Consider the following 16,397-nt stretch of genomic DNA (forward strand, 5'->3'; position numbering starts at 1 on the left):
TATTCAGGTCACAAGTAAACACACTTTTTTGTGAAAAATCAGTGTGTTTACTTGTAATGAAGCAGCGGATCACTTCTTAGACTCCTACAAATCCGCCAAATCCTTCAAAGTCCTGGAGCAAACGGAAAAAGGCCTCTACGGTCTTGTGGCTGCAAACGGCTTAGTAGAATACATGACCGGACGCGACATGTTCGGGAATAAAATCAGTGAAGAGCAGCGTAAAGCAGCGTAAAGCAAGTCTTCTGCAAGCATTAGGAATTGCTGGAGCTGGAGCGCTTTCTACGAAGGTAGCGGGGAAAATGGGACAAAGCCTTGCGACCAAAGGAACCGAAAAGCTCAACAACATGCGCAACACGCTTCGCACAAGCGCCGTTGCCAACGTCACAAAGCAAGCCTACCAAAGCGTCAAAAACGCACCGGCCTCCTGGACACAGTCGCTACATAAAACGTATAACAACACCTTAGACAGCAGTATGCCAAGACTCATGCCAGATCTTGTGCCGGCAGGTCCAGCACTTGCCCAGCAGACGGTGAGGGAGACCTTGCAGAATGTGAAGCAGCAGACGATGCAGATGGCGCAAGCTCTCTATAACCCAACTGCCAAGCGATACCAAGATCCAGAAACCGGACGATTTGTGGCTAACCCGAATGTGGAGAGAGTGGAGAAACCGGTTGTTAAAGAAGTTGAGAAGGTTCAAGAAGTTACTAAGGGTACGAGTGAAGTTTCGAAGAAGAGTGCAACTAGAACCTTTAACAGCACTTATGAAGAAAGACTTGCACAAACACCAGTAAATAATGGAAAATGGACTGGAGAACGTGGTGAATCTACATTTATTCATGAGAATGAGAAAGTCAATGAAATCCTAAGTCAAGTTGATAAGAAAGGCATTGATTACTCAGATGCTGTCCCTGATTTTTCTCCTGTCTCGAAAGGAAGAGTTGAGATAGAAGGTATGTCTATTGATAGAGATATTAATTTTAAAAAAGCTGATGAACGGTTAGCTGAAAAATGTGGGGTAACCCCTAAGGAAGTAAGGAAATGGCGTAAGCAAAATAAATATACTTGGCACGAGGATAATGATTTGAAGACTATGGACCTAGTGCCTTCTGTAATAAATAGTAAGTTTGGTCATTTAGGTGGAGTTTCCGAGGCAGGTAAAGCCGAAAAAAAACTATAATAGAGGGTGGAATCAATGGAGACAATTAAACATGAAACGTTTGGAGAATTAGCCTACAACTATGGTTGGAAGAGGAATAATAACATTACTTTGTTTGGACATGAAAAGACTGTAATATTAAATATTGAAGCAGAAGATGGTGCAGAATTTGAAGATGCACAGGTCAATGCTTATCATAAATTTTTTAATGACAAAGAACGTCTTTTGAACTTGGCTGAGGATGCTATATTGAACTATTATTTAGAAGTTTACGAAGATTACAGACAGCGACTCGGTGAGAAATTCGCTGATAAGATGGCTCCTGTCATATCCACAAAGGACGAGATAGCTACTATTGTTGAACCTAAGCAACTGATATTTCCTATGGTCTTTGATGAAGATGTAAGACAAGTTGGTTTGTTACTTGAATGCACGTGGGAACCTGAGCATGGTCTTGCGGTAAAATTTGAGGATGAAGAAATAGTCGAGGTTGGTTTTCAAGATATTGTTTTATAATTTGGGGACTACCCAGTGCCGAATGGACCCAACGGTTTTTATGAGATAAAACTAATAAATAAGGTAGTGGTTAAAGAGTTCATTAATTATTTAAAGGATAGTAATACTTCGCTAAAAAAAGATGATATTATGAACTTTTTAAAAGGGTTACAGTAGAATTTAAAGCACTTGATTGTCTACTTTAGGCAACAAGTGCTTTTTGTGAGAAATTTATGCTTTGGACTACATAAAAAATGCTAATGAAAATCAATAGCTTATGATGGTTGTACCATCAAGGCATTATGTTTTAATACTTGGTTTGTGAAAATAATATAATAATTAGGCGATAAACAATGGATAAAGTAAAAGGATGTTCGAACTCTGCTTTGGCTTAATAAATTATGAGTTGTATTTTTATTAGATACGGCCGTATAATACTCGCTATTCGTTAAAAAAGCGTTACATAAATTTTAATTTCGTAATGGGGGCTGAAAAATTAAACGTTGTTGGGTATACAGAATTCTCAACTTAAGGACAGGTAAGTTGAAATATCAAAAAGACGAAATCAAAGTATACTGTAAGGAACAAGGCTTGAACTTGATACATATTGTTAGAGATTGAAGTGATAGAAGAGATGGCTAAAGATATGACGCCTGAACAACTCAAAAACACGTATTTAAATGTAAAGCTTATACACTAGGGAGGAGTAGGAATTGAATATATACAATGATTTTCGGCAAATTGGAACAGTAGAAGAAGAAACAATCAATAAATATAAAGAGTATCTTCCAAAAGAATTGATTGAAGCGTGGAAAACATATGGATATGGAACTCTTCTGAATGGTTATTTAAAAGTAATTAACCCTGATGATTTTAGGGAGTTGATAACTGACACATATTTAAGAAATGAAGGGACCATTCCAATTTTTGCTACATCCATGGGTGATATTATATTATTTGAGATGGATGAAAATAATGAGTCTTATGTAGTGATGGTTAACTATCGTAAGGCTAAAACGAAAGTGCTAGCTTCAAAATATTCTTTATTTATTAGATTTTTAGAGGAAGAACCATTTAGACAGAGATCATTAGAATGGTCACCTTATACTGAAGCAGTAGACCACTATGAGTTGCCAGCTTATGATGAGTGTTTTGGTTATACTCCATTATTAGGGCTTGGTGGAGCAGAAAAAGTAGAGAATCTAAAAAAAGTCAAATTGAAGGAACATATTCTTATTATTACTGAATTCATGGGACCAGTTCAGTAATGTTCAAAGCTATATTACAAAATGAACTATAAGCACTTGACTGCCTTTTAGGCAACAAGTGTTTTTTTGTGAACAATTTTTTGTTTTTAAATTATCCGATGTGAATGTGAAAAACATCAGAAAGTTAAAGAGAAATGAGGTTGAATTTTGAAAAAAACATTTCAAAAAAACAGGTGTTGATGTTAAAAACATTTATACTGAGAGTAATATGCAAACAAAGAAATTTATAGTTAAAAACATTATTGATGGCAAGCATGGCCTTACAGCATTTTATTAGTGTTAAAGAAGTAAAAGTAGTATGAAAGAATTTGAAGATTTATTCAGGAATTGCAGGCTGATATGACATCTAGTATGGAAGGAGGATATAAATGAAACCTAATTATTTTTCAATTTCAATGTACCCCACAGTAGCTTTTAACGAAGAGGAGCTATTAGGTCGTCTTTTGGATGTGTTTGAGTCAAATGAAAAATTTGCTCCTACTCATTGGGGGAACGCTGAAACGGTACGGGTGGAATATAATCGTGAGGAAATTCTAGAAGAAGTAATTTCGGGACGTAAAGTATCTGAAGTTCACCTGTATCGTGATAAATCTGTGCACTATAGAGGACGCTTTGAAGTTAACTTGAACTATGGTTCATTTCTGAAATTTGAATTTCAAAAATCTATTCCTCAAAAATTTTGGTCAGATTTTTTTGTGCTATCTGATCAAATCGCAGAAGTTACAAAACCTTGTTTTGGAGTAGCTCAAATTTGTTGGCCAGTACCTAATCCTTGGAATACTGAACGTGAACGTTTACAAAAGTGGATGAATATCTCATCTCTACCTATACCGGTTAGATTTCTTCCTAACGGTCCTTTGGGGGTAGGAGCTAGAACATATTTTAGTGGTCAGGTTTTGGAAATGTTTGGTAAATAATTCTTACTAAATACTCCCGCTGTCGTATCAGAATTAGAATGGGGCGGGGTTTGTATGGATCTTTTACAAAATCCATTAGAAGCTGATAGTGATACATGGCTAGATCGTTGGTTACATGTAATGAAATACTTAGAACCAGCTCAAGTAATAGCTGTGCCAAGTTTTCATGAAAGTCGAATGGTTGTCACGTATTCGCCCAATGTTGCTTGGAAGAAGTATCTAGAAAATTAAAGGAAAGGAATTTGTAATCATGGATGAGAAAAGTAATGATCGAATAAGGGTTATGGAAATAGTAAATAGATCTCAATATAATGATGAGGTTATAGATCAGGTAGATATGAGTGATTTAGACCTTAGTTTTTCAGACCTGTCAGAAGTAATGGCAAGGCGTATTATGGCAAAACGTGTTGTGTTGAGAGCCTCTTCACTAATGAGAGCAGCTTTTCATGACTGCGATTTTGAGTTAGCTGATTTCAGAAGTTGTAATTTAGAGGAAATTAACATGGCAGATTGTAGGTTTGGCGAAGCGGATTTTTCTAAAGCAAATATGAAATATGCAAAGATAAATATAAGTAGTTGCTTTGAAACTCGTTTTGATGAGGCTGATTTTTCACATGGAGAATTAGTTGGAACAATTTTAAATCATGCTACATTTCGCCATGCAAATTTGTCAGGAATTGATGCGGAACAGGCCGACTGTACGGGAACGGATTTCAGCGGTGCCAATCTGACAAATAGTAAATTTGAAAAAGCGCATTTGGAAAATGTAAATTTATCAGCGGTAGATGCTAGAAATGCTAATTTCACAGAAGCGGATTTTACCGGTGCTAAACTCGACAATGTAGTTTGGACAGGAGCAAATGTAGAAGGAGCTAAGTTTGACGAAAATGTGAAAGAACAAGTGTTGAAAATGATATAGAAGTTGATTTTAAATTGTATGTAAAATTGGCACCTACGTTTTAATGTATGATTTGTCACAGCATGTAAAGGGTGTCACACTCTCACTATAAAACTTGAAACTAAAAGAAAGAATCTCTAGGGATGATATGGGTTGCAAAGTTATGGACTGAGATAATTTATAGAGGGAGGTTAATATTTATTTATGAATATAGAGATTGAAAATAATAGTATGCCTGCAAATTTGCAAGAGATTCAATCATTTGAAGAAGAGTGGAATATTGAATTGCCCGATGACTATAAAGAGTTTTTACTTAAAACCAATGGCGGCAACCCTACTATACGAAGGTTTCAAACCTTAGACAAAAAAATCACGTCATCTTTAACATCCATACTTCCATTCACTAAAGAAGTGCATAAAAATGTACAGAATGTATTTTTGGCTTTTCATAGTAACCATGTAATACCTGATAATTTTCTAATTATTGGCGAAGATCCAATTGATAACAAAATTTGCTTGTCATTATCAGGAGAAAATTCTGGAGCGGTTTATTATTGGAGCTTAGACGTGGAAGACATCTACGAAGAAGAATATGAACCTTCTAACACGCACTTTAGCCTTATTTCTTATAGCTTTGAAGCTTTTATAAAAAGCCTCAAAGACAAATAACCCTAGAGGGCTGCTAAACTTATTTGTTTGTTAATTTTATTGGGAAACTTATAAAGCCTAAGTTCGTAAATAGGTATAAATTCTTTTATTCCTGAATTAATGAGATTAATTTGTGAATAAAAAATTTGCAAGAGTAAGTGGGAGAACCGATTGCATTTTCTAGGCAATCGGTGCTTTTATTAAACGCATTTGCGCATTTCAGTATTTATTTTCTATTTTATAAAAGTTACGGCTTATAAAATAGAATAGCGCCAAAATAGCTTATCGCAATCGCTAGTCATTGCAAGTATCTAAACAAATAAGGTGGGTCACTCTATGATGACTAAAGGAACGAAAAGATTTTTTAGGTAAGGTTAACTGGAATTCTTGAGAGTTAATCTAAGGAGTGAAAACAGCAAAATGAAAGAATATGAAGATAAGTTCAGTGAATTACAAGCTGATATGATATCTATATGTATGGAGTACGTTGAAGATAGAGCTGATAAAGTATATGTTTATGCTTCACGTGAAGGAGGAATTGTTTCAGGCAGTTTCTTTTATTGTATCAATAATAAGTATGTAGAATGTCATAAAGTGAATGATGCATTGGAGAATGGAGACGAAAGATATGATGTGTCTCAAAAAAGAATCCTTATGGTGTTGCGAATAATATGTGAAGATATCGAAAAGATTGAAGAATTATGCAAAGAATATGAAAGAGATATGCCAACGGAGATGAAGTTAATCTATGATGTTAAAAGTGGCAATTTTAAAGCTGAATACAAGTATGACTTAGTATATACTAATGATGATAGTAAAACAGCCGATTATGTTGCTGATGAGTGGTTTGAAGAAGTGAAAAATAATAAGCTTTAATTTCGTATTGATATGTGAGCTTAGTAGAATTCACTTTGGTTTGAATCAATAGATCATCATATTTGATATTCTTTTGAAGTTTTTTGGTATATAACGACTATAAAAGTGCAAGTATCTCTGTAAAAATACGGATGGTGCTTGCATTTTTTATATGAGTATGAAATTGTGAAACAAATTAACTCAATCTATGGAAACCGAAAAAGGAATCTACGATATTGTTACCATAAATGGCTTGAAAGAATACATAACCAGACGCGACATGTTGAGGAACAACATTAGTGCAGGTAAAATAGATAACAATCGTTCTAATGGAATTTGGTTTATTATGGAGAAAGATAAAGGTTGGGCAAATGCTTTGAAGGAAGCTTTTCTAAAAAAATATCGGTAAAAATATTTTCCTGTTAAAAATGGCATTCAATACGCCCTATCAAATTTAGAATAGAGTATCAAATTGAAGGTGAAGAACTAGGGATAGTAACACTTAAAAACCAGAAAGGAGGATAAAACTTATGCAATTGGAAAGCCAGTTACAGGAATTGTATCAAGAAATAGCAGAAACGGTTAATAATATGATTCCCGAAGAATGGGAAAGATTTTATTTTTATGCACAGGTATCAGAAGATGGAGGAGGAACGTATTTCTTTTATAATCAGCCTTCGAATAAAAAAACGTATCATTATAGCTTAGATATTACAGAAAGATTTGTTGTTTCTGAATTAGAATTCTAAGAAAAAGAAGATAAACTTTTGGACCTTAGTAGTAAAGTGAGAGAAGTGTTTGAAGAACATAATCAGGATTTGTGGTATTCCTTTACAATGAGCCTTGATCGAGAAGGAGAATTCTCAGTATCTTTTGATTATACAAATTGGTTTCAAACAGATTATGGTTTTTTAGCGCAGCTCAAACTTTGGAAGTGCAAATATTTAAATGAAGTACCAATAGATGAAAAAACTAAAGATTTAATAGAGCACTATTTAAAAGAATATCCACATAATCCTATTTAAATCATTAGAAGAATTCTGGAAGGGGTTTCATAAGGCTAAAGAAATCTCTCTGATACTATAAACTGGTGAAGAAGCCGTATGAACAAAAATATCTTAGGAGGTTTCTATGGATAATAAGGAAAAAGCAGTTAAAACCTATGATTTCATTAAGAACGGTGATACAGAACAAGCAAAAGAGATTCTGATTGCAGATAAAAGGTTGCTTGAATTTATAACTCCTTTTGAAACATGGCTACACGTGGCTGCTAGAGCTGGTAGCCTTGATATGATAAAGTTCCTAGTTGAATACGGGATGGATATTAACACAAATGAAGGTGTACCAAAGTCAGCGCCAATTGCACATGCAGCGAGTGTAGGTGAATTTAGCATAGTTCAGTACTTATACGATAGAGGTGCAATATTAGATGTAAGCGATTCGAGTAGAAATCCTTTATTTTCAGCGATTTATGGTGGTCATCTTGATATTGTAAAATACCTTGTTCAGAGTGGTATTGATATTACTGTAACATATACAGGGGATACGATGAAAAATATGGATGCCTGTGAATTTGCGATTGAACGAGGACAAATAGAAATTGCTGAATATTTAAAGCAGAAGGTGGACAGTAAATGGAATTAAAGCTTAATAATATTTATCAAAAGGTGGCCGATAATTTAAAGGAAATGATACAAGAAGACTGGCGAGAAATCTATTTGTATGCAGAAGTAGGAGAAGGTTCTCAAACAACGTATTTCTTTTATTATCCAAAAGGAAGCGATGAACCTATATATAGTCATGATATACCTGAACTATTTGAGGTGTCAGAACAGAGCTACTTAGTGTTATTAGATAAACAGTTAGAGTGCTTTCGTGAGTTGTTAGATGTATTTATAGAAAACAAACAGGAGATATGGACAAGTTTAACTTTGCATTTAGGTCATGATGGGAAATTTGAGATAGACTACGGGTATGAAGATATTCTTACTGTTGACCCGTATGAACAACAGGTGATTTGGGAGTATAAGTACTTAGGGATTATTTCAGAAGATGAATATGATAAAAAGATCATAAAAAAATTTCTTTCCTAATCATAGAAGAGCAAAAGATATATAGACGGAGGAGTTAAGTTCATCATAGTGAGAGAAGTGGAAATGGAGTTTAAGAATGACTAATGCTAATTTCAATAGTTTAACAGAACATGATAAAGTGATATTTTTTCTGGCACTTTCAGAAAAAGTAGTACCGGTACTTTCTCGTACGGAAGATCAAATTTCAGCCCGGAAAGTTATATGTAAATGCTGGGAATGGTTAAAAGACAAAGAAAATAGTGGAGATACTCTTTATGAATTATTAGATCACGAGGAAAATGGTATCACAATAATTCAAGAGACGTCAGATAATAAAACAGATGTTATAGCCTGGGACTGTATTATTGATGCAGTTGCCTATACTAGTAGAAAAGCATTTGAAAGAGAAGGCGTCGAATATTATCCCGAACCCATTGCTTTAGTTAATGATACATTAGTAGAGCATTTTATAAATGGTTTTGAAAGATGTATAGAGAATGCGGATAGTTACATAGAAAGATTAACTTCTTTATTAAATGATGATAAGAATAGGAAAACAGTGAATGATCTGCGAACAAAAGTCTTAAAAGAACTACAAGTACGACAGTGAAGTTCACTGACCACAACTATTTAAAAGTAAAAACGGTAGAAACAGCTAAATTAAGGGGGATATGCTTTGGAGAAAAACAGTGTCAATAAAGCAATAAGAAATGCAATTAAACGTGGTGACATTAACTCAGTCAAAGAATTAATAGGTAGTAATAAAGCAATTCTACACACCATGACTCCATTTGGTAGCTGGTTGCATATAGCAGCAAAAAAAGGACAGATGGAAATAGTAGAGTATCTAGTGCATAAAGGAATCGATGTAAATATAAAAGGGGATATATTTGATGCTTCTCCCTTAAGAGTGGCAGCAGGTGAGGGGCATGTAGAAATAGTACAGTACTTAATCCAATCTGGAGCAGAATTAGATGTAAGCTCAGCAAAAAGAAATCCATTATTCGCAGCAATTTACGGTGGTCATAAAGAAGTAGTTGAACATCTAGTTGATCAAGGTATAGATATTTCCGTTCAATATACCGGAGAGAATATCGAGGATATGGATGCGTACCGATATGCTAAGGAATTTGGACAAATAGAAATGGCTAAATATTTAAAACGAAAGCTGAATGGAAAAGTACAAAAGAGAGTGATTAAAGACTAATTAAATCGTATACAACAGTTTACAAAGCTAATAAAAGCAAGGAGGTCCATCTCATGCTAGAACCCATATATGCTGAAAACGTAATTGTCGGAGTAGTACATAAAAAGCAGTTTCAATGGTATGTGACCGATCGAGAGCTATGGTATTTGGATTATGTAAAGTTTGCACAAGCTTTTGAAAATGAAGGTGATTCAGCGGTTAATGAATACATCGAACCTGAACGAAAAGGGATCGAAGTTCTCAGCAATGAAAATGCTGAGCTTTTTTTAAAACGTATAGAGTCGTATCAAGCAGATACAACTACTCTTTTAAAGCTGTTTGAAGATAAAATAGAAAGCGTAGATGAAGAAGACGTATTAGATTTTAGCCCTTCGTTTTTGGTGGATTTTGATCAAAAGACGTTTTACTCACTGTTTCCTGAGCCGGCTTCATTTGAAGAATATGTTCCAAGCGATTGGAAAGGAACGTATAAAGACTTTACAGGTTTGATTCCAAAAATAGAAAAGTATTGGGTAAATAAGGACGGAGAAAATTTATTTGAGCTGTGAAAGCAAACAGGGCATGGAGGGATAATGTTGTTTCGTGTTCAAACATTCATTAAGCGTCCAGGTATTTTAATTACCGATTTATCATCTCTATATGAAAAGGAATCGCACTATTTTATCGATATATCGAACGAAGAAGAACTCATTCGTTACGGTAATCAGCTTGATTTTACTTGCCTTGAAGGAGCTATTAAGCTTGAATACTACGGTGAGTCGCTTCTTGATGTATCTGCATGGGATGTTATAGATGGGATGTGGCTTTATTTGTTGAATGCAATGGAGAGTTTAAAAGAGACCGGGTATGGAGAGATGAATTTTCCAGATCAACCGTTAGTATTAACCTTAAAATCGGCTTCTGAACAGTTTGTACTGTATACCTTGCATACATCTCCTCCCGTAAAAGCAGTGCTTCCAAAACAAGACTTTTTTATGGTGGTGTTAGGAGGAGCGGAGCAGTTTTTTGAAACGATTGAGAGATGTTTTAAAGGGAACTTTCAGTATTTCAGTGAAATTAAACGTATTGAAGCGTTAAAAAGGCAGTAAGGAAGACGAGGTTACTAGTAAAAGACTACAGGGACTATGGCCACATTGTGACGGCAAGTGTAATCACTCGACGTGCGCTTCCTTTTTCGAGCTGTTGTCCGATAGTACTTGATGTTTGCACCCAATTCACTTCATCGGGATAATTTGTAATCACTCCGTCACTTTTTGTTTTCCACAAAAATGAAGCGGGAAGCCGCTTGGTTCCAGACCACGGCGATATTTTCATTCCGGCAGAATGGACTTGGTGGATAAGAGCAGGCGTTAGGATGTCATAGGACGGGTTAAAGTAAGTGGCAAAAGCGGCGAATTGCTGAATTGAGTTTGGGTTTGTATCTCGCTGTGAAGAAGTTAGTATGCCTATAGGAACGTTTGGGAGAAGCTCATGCATTTTTTTCATGGATGAAACGTTAAAAGACTGAATGATAACGTGATCGAGCTGTCGCTTGTTGATTTCAAAAGCTACTTTTTTTTCAATTCCAGGATAAAGTTCCGGCGCTTTTAACTCTATTAATATACCGATTTTTCCTTGAAATTCATCTAATACTTGCGAAAGAGTTGGAATTTTTTCATTCGTAAAAGAATCCCCTTTCCAGCTTCCTGCGTCCAAGCGCTGAAGCTCCACGTACGTTAACTCTCGAATGTGTCCGCTTCCGTTTGTCGTTCGGTCTACGGTACGGTCATGCATAATAACGAGTACACCGTCTTTGCTTTGCTGCACGTCAAGTTCAATGTAATCCGCATTCATTTCTAACGCTTGGTGAAAAGCAGCCATTGTATTTTCAGGTGCGTAGGCAGAGGCTCCTCGGTGCGCGATATTTGTGAGTTTTTCTTCCGTGCGTGCAAAAGCAGAAGAGGCGATTGAACAGCATAACAAGGCGACGGCGCTTAAACCAGCTAAATATTTTTTCATCACATTTCTCTCCTATGCGTTGGTATAGAAATAGCGTAACGAAAAAATGTGATGCTGATATAGAGGAAGTGTGTAGAAAACGTTGACATTTCGTAAAGAAAAATAGGGATTTTTTCATGATGATGTTTACAAAAAATGCGTAAACGAATAGCGATTTTAATCAAACGTTAAGGAAACAGCGCTATAATAGAAGGTGTGAAAAAAAGAATAGGAATTTCTTAGAAAATAGTTGTATAATAGGTGAGTCAGTCAATGAAAGGAATGGAACATGGATATTCAGTACATACATGCGTTTACGATGCAAACGAAAGAGGAGTGCCGGACGCTTCAGCAAAAGCTAAAAGCACAAATTGATTTAACATCACGCGTCAAAATGACGCATATACATAACTGTGCTGGTGTTGATGTTGCGTACTGGGAAGAAAACGGCATATCTCACGGAGCGTGCAGCATTGTAGTGGTTGATTATCAGACGAAAAACGTTGTGGAAAAAGTGCACAGTGTAGGAGAAGTAACGGTTCCTTATCTTCCTGGGTTTCTAGCTTTTCGAGAGCTTCCTTTAATTCTTGAAGCGGCTAAAAAACTTCAGGTAGAGCCCGACGTGTTTTTATTTGATGGCAACGGATATTTGCACTATGAGCACATGGGAGTAGCCACACATGCTTCGTTTTTTCTCAATAAACCTACCGTTGGAATTGGGAAAAGCTATTTAAAGATCAAGGGACATGATTACGTTATGCCTGAAGATACAGAGGGCGCTTATGAAGATATTGTGATTGATGGCGAAGTTTATGGTAGAGTAGTAAGGACAGCCAAAGGGGTAAAGCCTATTTTTCTGTCGTGCGGAAACTATATTGATTTGGACATGTCGTATCAGCTTATGATGCATTTTATTTCAAAAGAAAGTAAGCTTCCGATTCCAGTCCGCCTAGCAGATCTGCATACGCATGAGCTGCGGAAAAGGTACCGGTAGTCAACAGGGAAGTAAGCTGTTCATAATGAGTTCATAGTTTCCTTTTATACTGATGGTTGGAATATAGTAGTAGTGTAAAATTATTAAAGAATGAGTAAGGTGATTAAAGGTGAGTTCATTTATTACGAGTATTTTGGATTTTTTAACGAGCCTTGGCTATTTAGGTATTGCGCTCGGCTTAATGATTGAAATCATTCCAAGTGAAATTGTACTAGCCTACGGGGGGTATATGATTTCTCAAGGCATGATTAGTTTTCCAGGAGCAGTCATTGCCGGAATTATTGGCGGAACGATTGCACAGTGGTTTTTATATTGGATTGGAGCCTACGGAGGACGTCCGTTTCTTCAAAAATACGGCAAGTACTTATTTATTCATGATAAGCATATCGACCTTGCGGAAAACTGGTTTAATAAATACGGCGCGGGCGTGGTTTTCTCCGCTCGTTTTGTCCCGGTTGTTCGACACGCGATTTCGATCCCTGCAGGTATTGCTAAAATGCCGTTTTGGAAGTTTACGTCTTTAACCGTGTTAGCGATGATTCCTTGGTCGATTTTATTTATTTACTTAGGCGGAAAGCTAGGCGAGAACTGGGCGAACATTGAAGACGTAGCAAGCAAATATACGCTTCCGTTTGTAGTTGCGGCATTTGTGATTATTGTTCTTTATTTCGTATTCAAACGCACGCGTACAAAGCGCGTATAAGATCGTTTTTGGACTACAAGCATGGCGAAAAGCCATGCTTTTTTTGCATGCGCAACCAGAAGCTCTTTTATTTGCTCATGACTTCTTCAAGTGCTATTATTTTTCATACGCACTAAAAAAGGAGACGATTTAACGTGGTACAAGAAATTGTATTAAATGATACGCCTATTCAAATTTACAGCTATGAACAAGAAATTGTAAAAGGCAAAACAAAAGTTTCAGTTGATTTTAAGGTAACAAGTGAGGAATATCATGATATTACTACACTTTTATATAAAGGTACTTTTCATGTAAATGTCCCGGAAGAAGATCTCGATTTCCAAGGAACGATTCATCAGTACTCTACGTCTTTTACAAATTTATATGAAAAAGGCCAGGTAGGGGATTTTTCATTAAGTTTAATTGAAGTGAACGAATAAGGAGCAGATGCGTGATGAAAGTAAGTATACTTGACCAATCGCCCGTTTCATCCCATCAGACTCCAGCGGAAGCGTTAGAAGCATCCATGCAGCTGGCCAAGGCTGGTGACAAGCTTGGCTATGAGCGCTACTGGATTGCAGAGCACCATGATTTGTCTGGACTTGCCTGTTCGGCTCCTGAAGTGATGCTTGGCTATATCGGCGCACAAACTAATAGAATTCGAATTGGATCGGGAGCGGTGCTGCTGCCTCACTACAAGCCGTATAAAGTAGCGGAAACGTATAACATGCTCGCAACGCTGTTTCCAGGGCGCATTGATCTGGGAATTGGGCGCGCACCGGGTGGATCGGCTGAAGCAACAAATGCGCTGTCGGATAATTTTTTACAGCAAGTATTTAAAATGCCTGAACTTGTTGAAGAGCTTCTGCAGTTTTTAGACGATAAATTTCCAGCTGAACATGAGTACGCCAAGCTTTCAGCTTCGCCGCTTCCGCCTGTCTCTCCAGAACCGTGGCTGCTTGGCACAAGTAAAAAAAGTGCCGAGCTCGCTGCTAGAAACGGAATGGCCTATACGTTTGGACAGTTTATGAGTGAACAAGACGGTTCAGCTATTATTGATCAGTACAAGCAGGCTTTTCAGCCAAGACAGAGCGGGAATCAGCCCTATGCGATTGTCACTGTATCGGTCATTTGCGCTGAAACAACCGAGCAAGCGCATCGCATCGCAACGAGCTCACTCGTATGGAAAATTCAACAGGATAAAATGGAAGCAAAAGGTGTGCCTTCTATTAAAGAAGCGGCCAGCTATCCGCTGACAGAAGAAGAAGAGAAAAAAATGAAGAAGATGAAAGAAGCTATGATTATCGGAAACCCGGAAGAAGTACACGTCCGTCTTCAAGAAGTTCAAGCACGCTACGGAGCGGATGAACTCATGCTTGTCACCATTACGCATGATCCGGCTGACCGATTAAAATCATATGAGCTTGTCGCAGAGAAATGCAAAAAATAAGAGCCAAATGTCGGCTCTTATTTTTTATGCCCGTAATAGTACTCAAATAAGTGCTGAAATGCTTCTATAGCACGTAAAAAAGAAGCGGCGTCTTGGCGGTCTTCTATTAACCAGCACGTGGCTAATACAGAATGAGCGTATCCCCACAGTAAAATGCGTTTTTTATTTACGTTCAGTTCTTTTACAAATATATTGATTCGATGGTCAATTGTCTCTGCTACGTTTGTCTTAGGCAGATGATTTAAAAGAAAAGGGATAATTTCGTACTCTTTTTCTCGAATCAACCCTTTTGGATCAATTATTTTCCACGCTTCACCAGACTGTAAGATGTTATCATGATGCAAGTCTCCGTGAAGCAAAAAAAGCTGCTGAGAAGTCCGGTTTAATTCAGAGAAAACGGCTAGCGCGTGTTGAAGCGTTTCGGAAGAAAGAAAATCAATGCCGCTTGGATACATTTGTGTATACTCTCGAAGCTGCTTCTCTCTTTTAACGGCTGTTTCTTCGATAGTGGAGTCTGATTGAGGCATGCGCCACAGAGATTTCATGAGCCCAGCAGCGATTAACGCAGCTTCGTCTTTAGTTGAAAAAGAAGAAAGTAAGCGTCCGGGATATAACTTTTCAAGCAGTAAAATGCCTTTTTCAGCATCGCTGTCCACTATTTTTACCGTGTTCTCACCAGCTAGTGCTGTCAGTGCTTCTTGCTCATGAAGCAGCTCTGAAGGCTCTACAAAAAGTTTTACAACTAGTTCGCTTCCATCTGCTTTGCGCGCAGGAGCAACAAAGTGGTAAGAAAGAGGGAAGTGACTGTGAATGGTGATATGCCATCGCTGTTCGCAGTAGCGAATCAGCTGAGGAAAGTCAGTTAGCCACTTTTGGCCTTTATGAGAGTGAAGGTGAGTAATTGTATCACAAAATGTTTGAGGCAGCGTATGCATGCGTTTATCTCCTTTGTCGTTTCCAATTTTTTCTGATAAACTCATCATATACAGCCTACATAGAATCTGTAAAGAAGGAGGAGATCCTATATATGAAGACAAAGAAGGTGAAATCCCCTTGGGCTCTCGTTGGGTTTCCGGTTTATATCATTGGATTTTCACTTTTACTTGCTGAAGGCGCACCGGAATGGGTAGAAACAGTGAGTAAAATCATGATCGCTCTTGGAATCATTTTGCTTATTATTGCAGGAATTGATCTTAAAAAACGAAAAAAATCAGCACAGGCCTAAAAAACTGCCGTTTGGCAGTTTTTTTATTTGGAGAAAGGGTAACAGGATAACTAGATAAAAATGTTGAATTATTATTCTTTTTGATGTATAAATATAATATAGAAAGCAACGGTATTGAGAGGAGAATGAACGTGTCTTACGTAATAAAAAAAGAGGTTCCGTTATTTGAGCAGTTTGCTGCTTTGCATGAAGCGAGCGGATTACATAAAAGTAAAAAAGGCAATTATACAAAAGAACAGCTGTTTGAAGCGGCAGCCAACAGCTGGTTTAGAGTCGGTATTTATGATAATGAACAATTGATTGCATTCGGTCGTATGATTTCAGACGGAATTTACCAAGCGCTTATTTGCGACGTGATGGTTGATCCCTCGTACCAAAACAAAGGACTTGGAAAGCAAATTATTCAAGAGCTGTTGACGAAATGCCAAGAAAGCGGAATTGAATCGATTCAGCTGTTTGCAGCAAAAGGAAAGCATCATTTTTATAAAAAATTAGGATTTCAAGAAAGAGAAGAAGACGCGCCAGGCATGTCGCTTGTTATGTAAAAAGCTC

At 37.1% G+C, this 16,397-nt stretch carries 21 protein-coding genes and 3 pseudogenes; 22 read left to right on the forward strand and 2 right to left on the reverse strand.

Annotated features, from left to right (window positions below; all coding sequences use genetic code 11):
• Nucleotides 1-43 precede the first annotated feature (43 nt).
• The 16 genes and pseudogenes from ACXAE4_RS14380 to ACXAE4_RS14455 all read left to right on the forward strand — a co-directional run bounded on the left by ACXAE4_RS14380 (nucleotide 44) and on the right by ACXAE4_RS14455 (nucleotide 10,605).
• The gene (locus ACXAE4_RS14380; RefSeq protein ID WP_375164318.1) at nucleotides 44-232 is read left to right on the forward strand and encodes a hypothetical protein; all 189 of its coding nucleotides are present in this window, start codon (nucleotides 44-46) and stop codon (nucleotides 230-232) included.
• Nucleotides 207-1,178, forward strand: coding sequence for an HNH endonuclease (locus ACXAE4_RS14385; RefSeq protein ID WP_375164317.1), 972 nt, complete (start codon nucleotides 207-209; stop codon nucleotides 1,176-1,178). The genes ACXAE4_RS14380 and ACXAE4_RS14385 overlap by 26 nt, the downstream gene beginning before the upstream one ends.
• A 15-nt stretch (nucleotides 1,179-1,193) precedes the next feature.
• Nucleotides 1,194-1,673 carry a DUF6985 domain-containing protein gene (locus ACXAE4_RS14390; protein ID WP_155010097.1) on the forward strand — a complete coding sequence of 160 codons (480 nt, stop codon included), beginning with the start codon at nucleotides 1,194-1,196 and terminating at the stop codon, nucleotides 1,671-1,673.
• A 604-nt stretch (nucleotides 1,674-2,277) separates the two neighbouring features.
• Nucleotides 2,278-2,352 (forward strand): annotated as a pseudogene (locus ACXAE4_RS14395) (polymorphic toxin type 15 domain-containing protein); the annotation flags it as partial.
• Between the two features lie 13 nt (nucleotides 2,353-2,365).
• Nucleotides 2,366-2,920, forward strand: coding sequence for a T6SS immunity protein Tdi1 domain-containing protein (locus ACXAE4_RS14400; protein ID WP_099000626.1), 555 nt, complete (start codon nucleotides 2,366-2,368; stop codon nucleotides 2,918-2,920).
• 368 nt (nucleotides 2,921-3,288) lie between these two features.
• Nucleotides 3,289-4,068, forward strand: a pseudogene (locus ACXAE4_RS14405) (hypothetical protein).
• A 19-nt stretch (nucleotides 4,069-4,087) separates the two neighbouring features.
• Nucleotides 4,088-4,756, forward strand: coding sequence for a pentapeptide repeat-containing protein (locus ACXAE4_RS14410; RefSeq protein WP_099000628.1), 669 nt, complete (start codon nucleotides 4,088-4,090; stop codon nucleotides 4,754-4,756).
• Nucleotides 4,757-4,939: 183 nt separating this feature from the next.
• Entirely contained in the window at nucleotides 4,940-5,404 is a 465-nt protein-coding gene (locus ACXAE4_RS14415; protein ID WP_475236264.1) for an SMI1/KNR4 family protein, read from the forward strand.
• A 399-nt stretch (nucleotides 5,405-5,803) separates the two neighbouring features.
• Entirely contained in the window at nucleotides 5,804-6,259 is a 456-nt protein-coding gene (locus tag ACXAE4_RS14420) for an immunity protein YezG family protein (RefSeq protein ID WP_028408256.1), read from the forward strand.
• A gap of 515 nt (nucleotides 6,260-6,774) precedes the next feature.
• Nucleotides 6,775-7,263: pseudogene (locus ACXAE4_RS14425) on the forward strand (immunity protein YezG family protein).
• 106 nt (nucleotides 7,264-7,369) lie between these two features.
• Nucleotides 7,370-7,882 carry an ankyrin repeat domain-containing protein gene (locus ACXAE4_RS14430; RefSeq protein WP_098999415.1) on the forward strand — a complete coding sequence of 171 codons (513 nt, stop codon included), beginning with the start codon at nucleotides 7,370-7,372 and terminating at the stop codon, nucleotides 7,880-7,882.
• A complete protein-coding gene (locus tag ACXAE4_RS14435; RefSeq protein WP_154988610.1) occupies nucleotides 7,873-8,331 on the forward strand; it encodes an antitoxin YezG family protein in 459 nt (152 codons plus the stop codon). Before ACXAE4_RS14430 ends, ACXAE4_RS14435 begins: the two co-directional genes overlap by 10 nt.
• Nucleotides 8,332-8,407: 76 nt before the next feature.
• Complete coding sequence (locus ACXAE4_RS14440; protein WP_098113065.1) at nucleotides 8,408-8,920, forward strand: Imm6 family immunity protein; 513 nt, start codon at nucleotides 8,408-8,410, stop codon at nucleotides 8,918-8,920.
• 66 nt (nucleotides 8,921-8,986) lie between these two features.
• The gene (locus tag ACXAE4_RS14445) at nucleotides 8,987-9,517 is read left to right on the forward strand and encodes an ankyrin repeat domain-containing protein (protein ID WP_154988612.1); all 531 of its coding nucleotides are present in this window, start codon (nucleotides 8,987-8,989) and stop codon (nucleotides 9,515-9,517) included.
• 53 nt (nucleotides 9,518-9,570) lie between these two features.
• Nucleotides 9,571-10,065 carry a hypothetical protein gene (locus ACXAE4_RS14450; protein ID WP_029322197.1) on the forward strand — a complete coding sequence of 165 codons (495 nt, stop codon included), beginning with the start codon at nucleotides 9,571-9,573 and terminating at the stop codon, nucleotides 10,063-10,065.
• 27 nt (nucleotides 10,066-10,092) lie between these two features.
• Entirely contained in the window at nucleotides 10,093-10,605 is a 513-nt protein-coding gene (locus tag ACXAE4_RS14455) for a hypothetical protein (protein ID WP_154988614.1), read from the forward strand.
• Between the two features lie 34 nt (nucleotides 10,606-10,639).
• Here ACXAE4_RS14455 and ACXAE4_RS14460 read toward each other — a convergent pair whose 3' ends face one another.
• The gene (locus ACXAE4_RS14460) at nucleotides 10,640-11,515 is read right to left on the reverse strand and encodes a glycerophosphodiester phosphodiesterase (protein ID WP_154988616.1); all 876 of its coding nucleotides are present in this window, start codon (nucleotides 11,513-11,515) and stop codon (nucleotides 10,640-10,642) included.
• A 268-nt stretch (nucleotides 11,516-11,783) separates the two neighbouring features.
• On the opposite strand from ACXAE4_RS14460, the gene ACXAE4_RS14465 reads away from it, so the two are divergent.
• The 4 genes from ACXAE4_RS14465 to ACXAE4_RS14480 all read left to right on the forward strand — a co-directional run bounded on the left by ACXAE4_RS14465 (nucleotide 11,784) and on the right by ACXAE4_RS14480 (nucleotide 14,620).
• Entirely contained in the window at nucleotides 11,784-12,488 is a 705-nt protein-coding gene (locus tag ACXAE4_RS14465) for an endonuclease V (RefSeq protein ID WP_154988618.1), read from the forward strand.
• A gap of 109 nt (nucleotides 12,489-12,597) precedes the next feature.
• Entirely contained in the window at nucleotides 12,598-13,191 is a 594-nt protein-coding gene (uptA, locus tag ACXAE4_RS14470) for an undecaprenyl phosphate transporter UptA (protein WP_014459791.1), read from the forward strand.
• A gap of 134 nt (nucleotides 13,192-13,325) precedes the next feature.
• Nucleotides 13,326-13,610, forward strand: a complete 285-nt coding sequence (locus tag ACXAE4_RS14475; RefSeq protein ID WP_014459792.1) for a DUF3219 family protein — start codon at nucleotides 13,326-13,328, stop codon at nucleotides 13,608-13,610.
• 14 nt (nucleotides 13,611-13,624) lie between these two features.
• Nucleotides 13,625-14,620, forward strand: a complete 996-nt coding sequence (locus tag ACXAE4_RS14480; RefSeq protein WP_289577837.1) for an LLM class flavin-dependent oxidoreductase — start codon at nucleotides 13,625-13,627, stop codon at nucleotides 14,618-14,620.
• Nucleotides 14,621-14,637: 17 nt separating this feature from the next.
• Here ACXAE4_RS14480 and ACXAE4_RS14485 read toward each other — a convergent pair whose 3' ends face one another.
• Complete coding sequence (locus ACXAE4_RS14485; protein WP_261765720.1) at nucleotides 14,638-15,600, reverse strand: aminoglycoside phosphotransferase family protein; 963 nt, start codon at nucleotides 15,598-15,600, stop codon at nucleotides 14,638-14,640.
• A 47-nt stretch (nucleotides 15,601-15,647) separates the two neighbouring features.
• Here ACXAE4_RS14485 and ACXAE4_RS14490 point away from each other — a divergent pair, with 47 nt between their 5' ends.
• Nucleotides 15,648-15,845 (forward strand): hypothetical protein, encoded by a 198-nt coding sequence (locus ACXAE4_RS14490; RefSeq protein ID WP_034269118.1) that lies wholly within the window; start codon nucleotides 15,648-15,650, stop codon nucleotides 15,843-15,845.
• 125 nt (nucleotides 15,846-15,970) lie between these two features.
• Complete coding sequence (locus tag ACXAE4_RS14495; RefSeq protein WP_205826977.1) at nucleotides 15,971-16,390, forward strand: GNAT family N-acetyltransferase; 420 nt, start codon at nucleotides 15,971-15,973, stop codon at nucleotides 16,388-16,390.
• The last annotated feature ends 7 nt before the right edge of the window (nucleotides 16,391-16,397 follow it).

It is taken from the genome of Priestia sp. ABM2_011 (genome assembly GCF_056158845.1).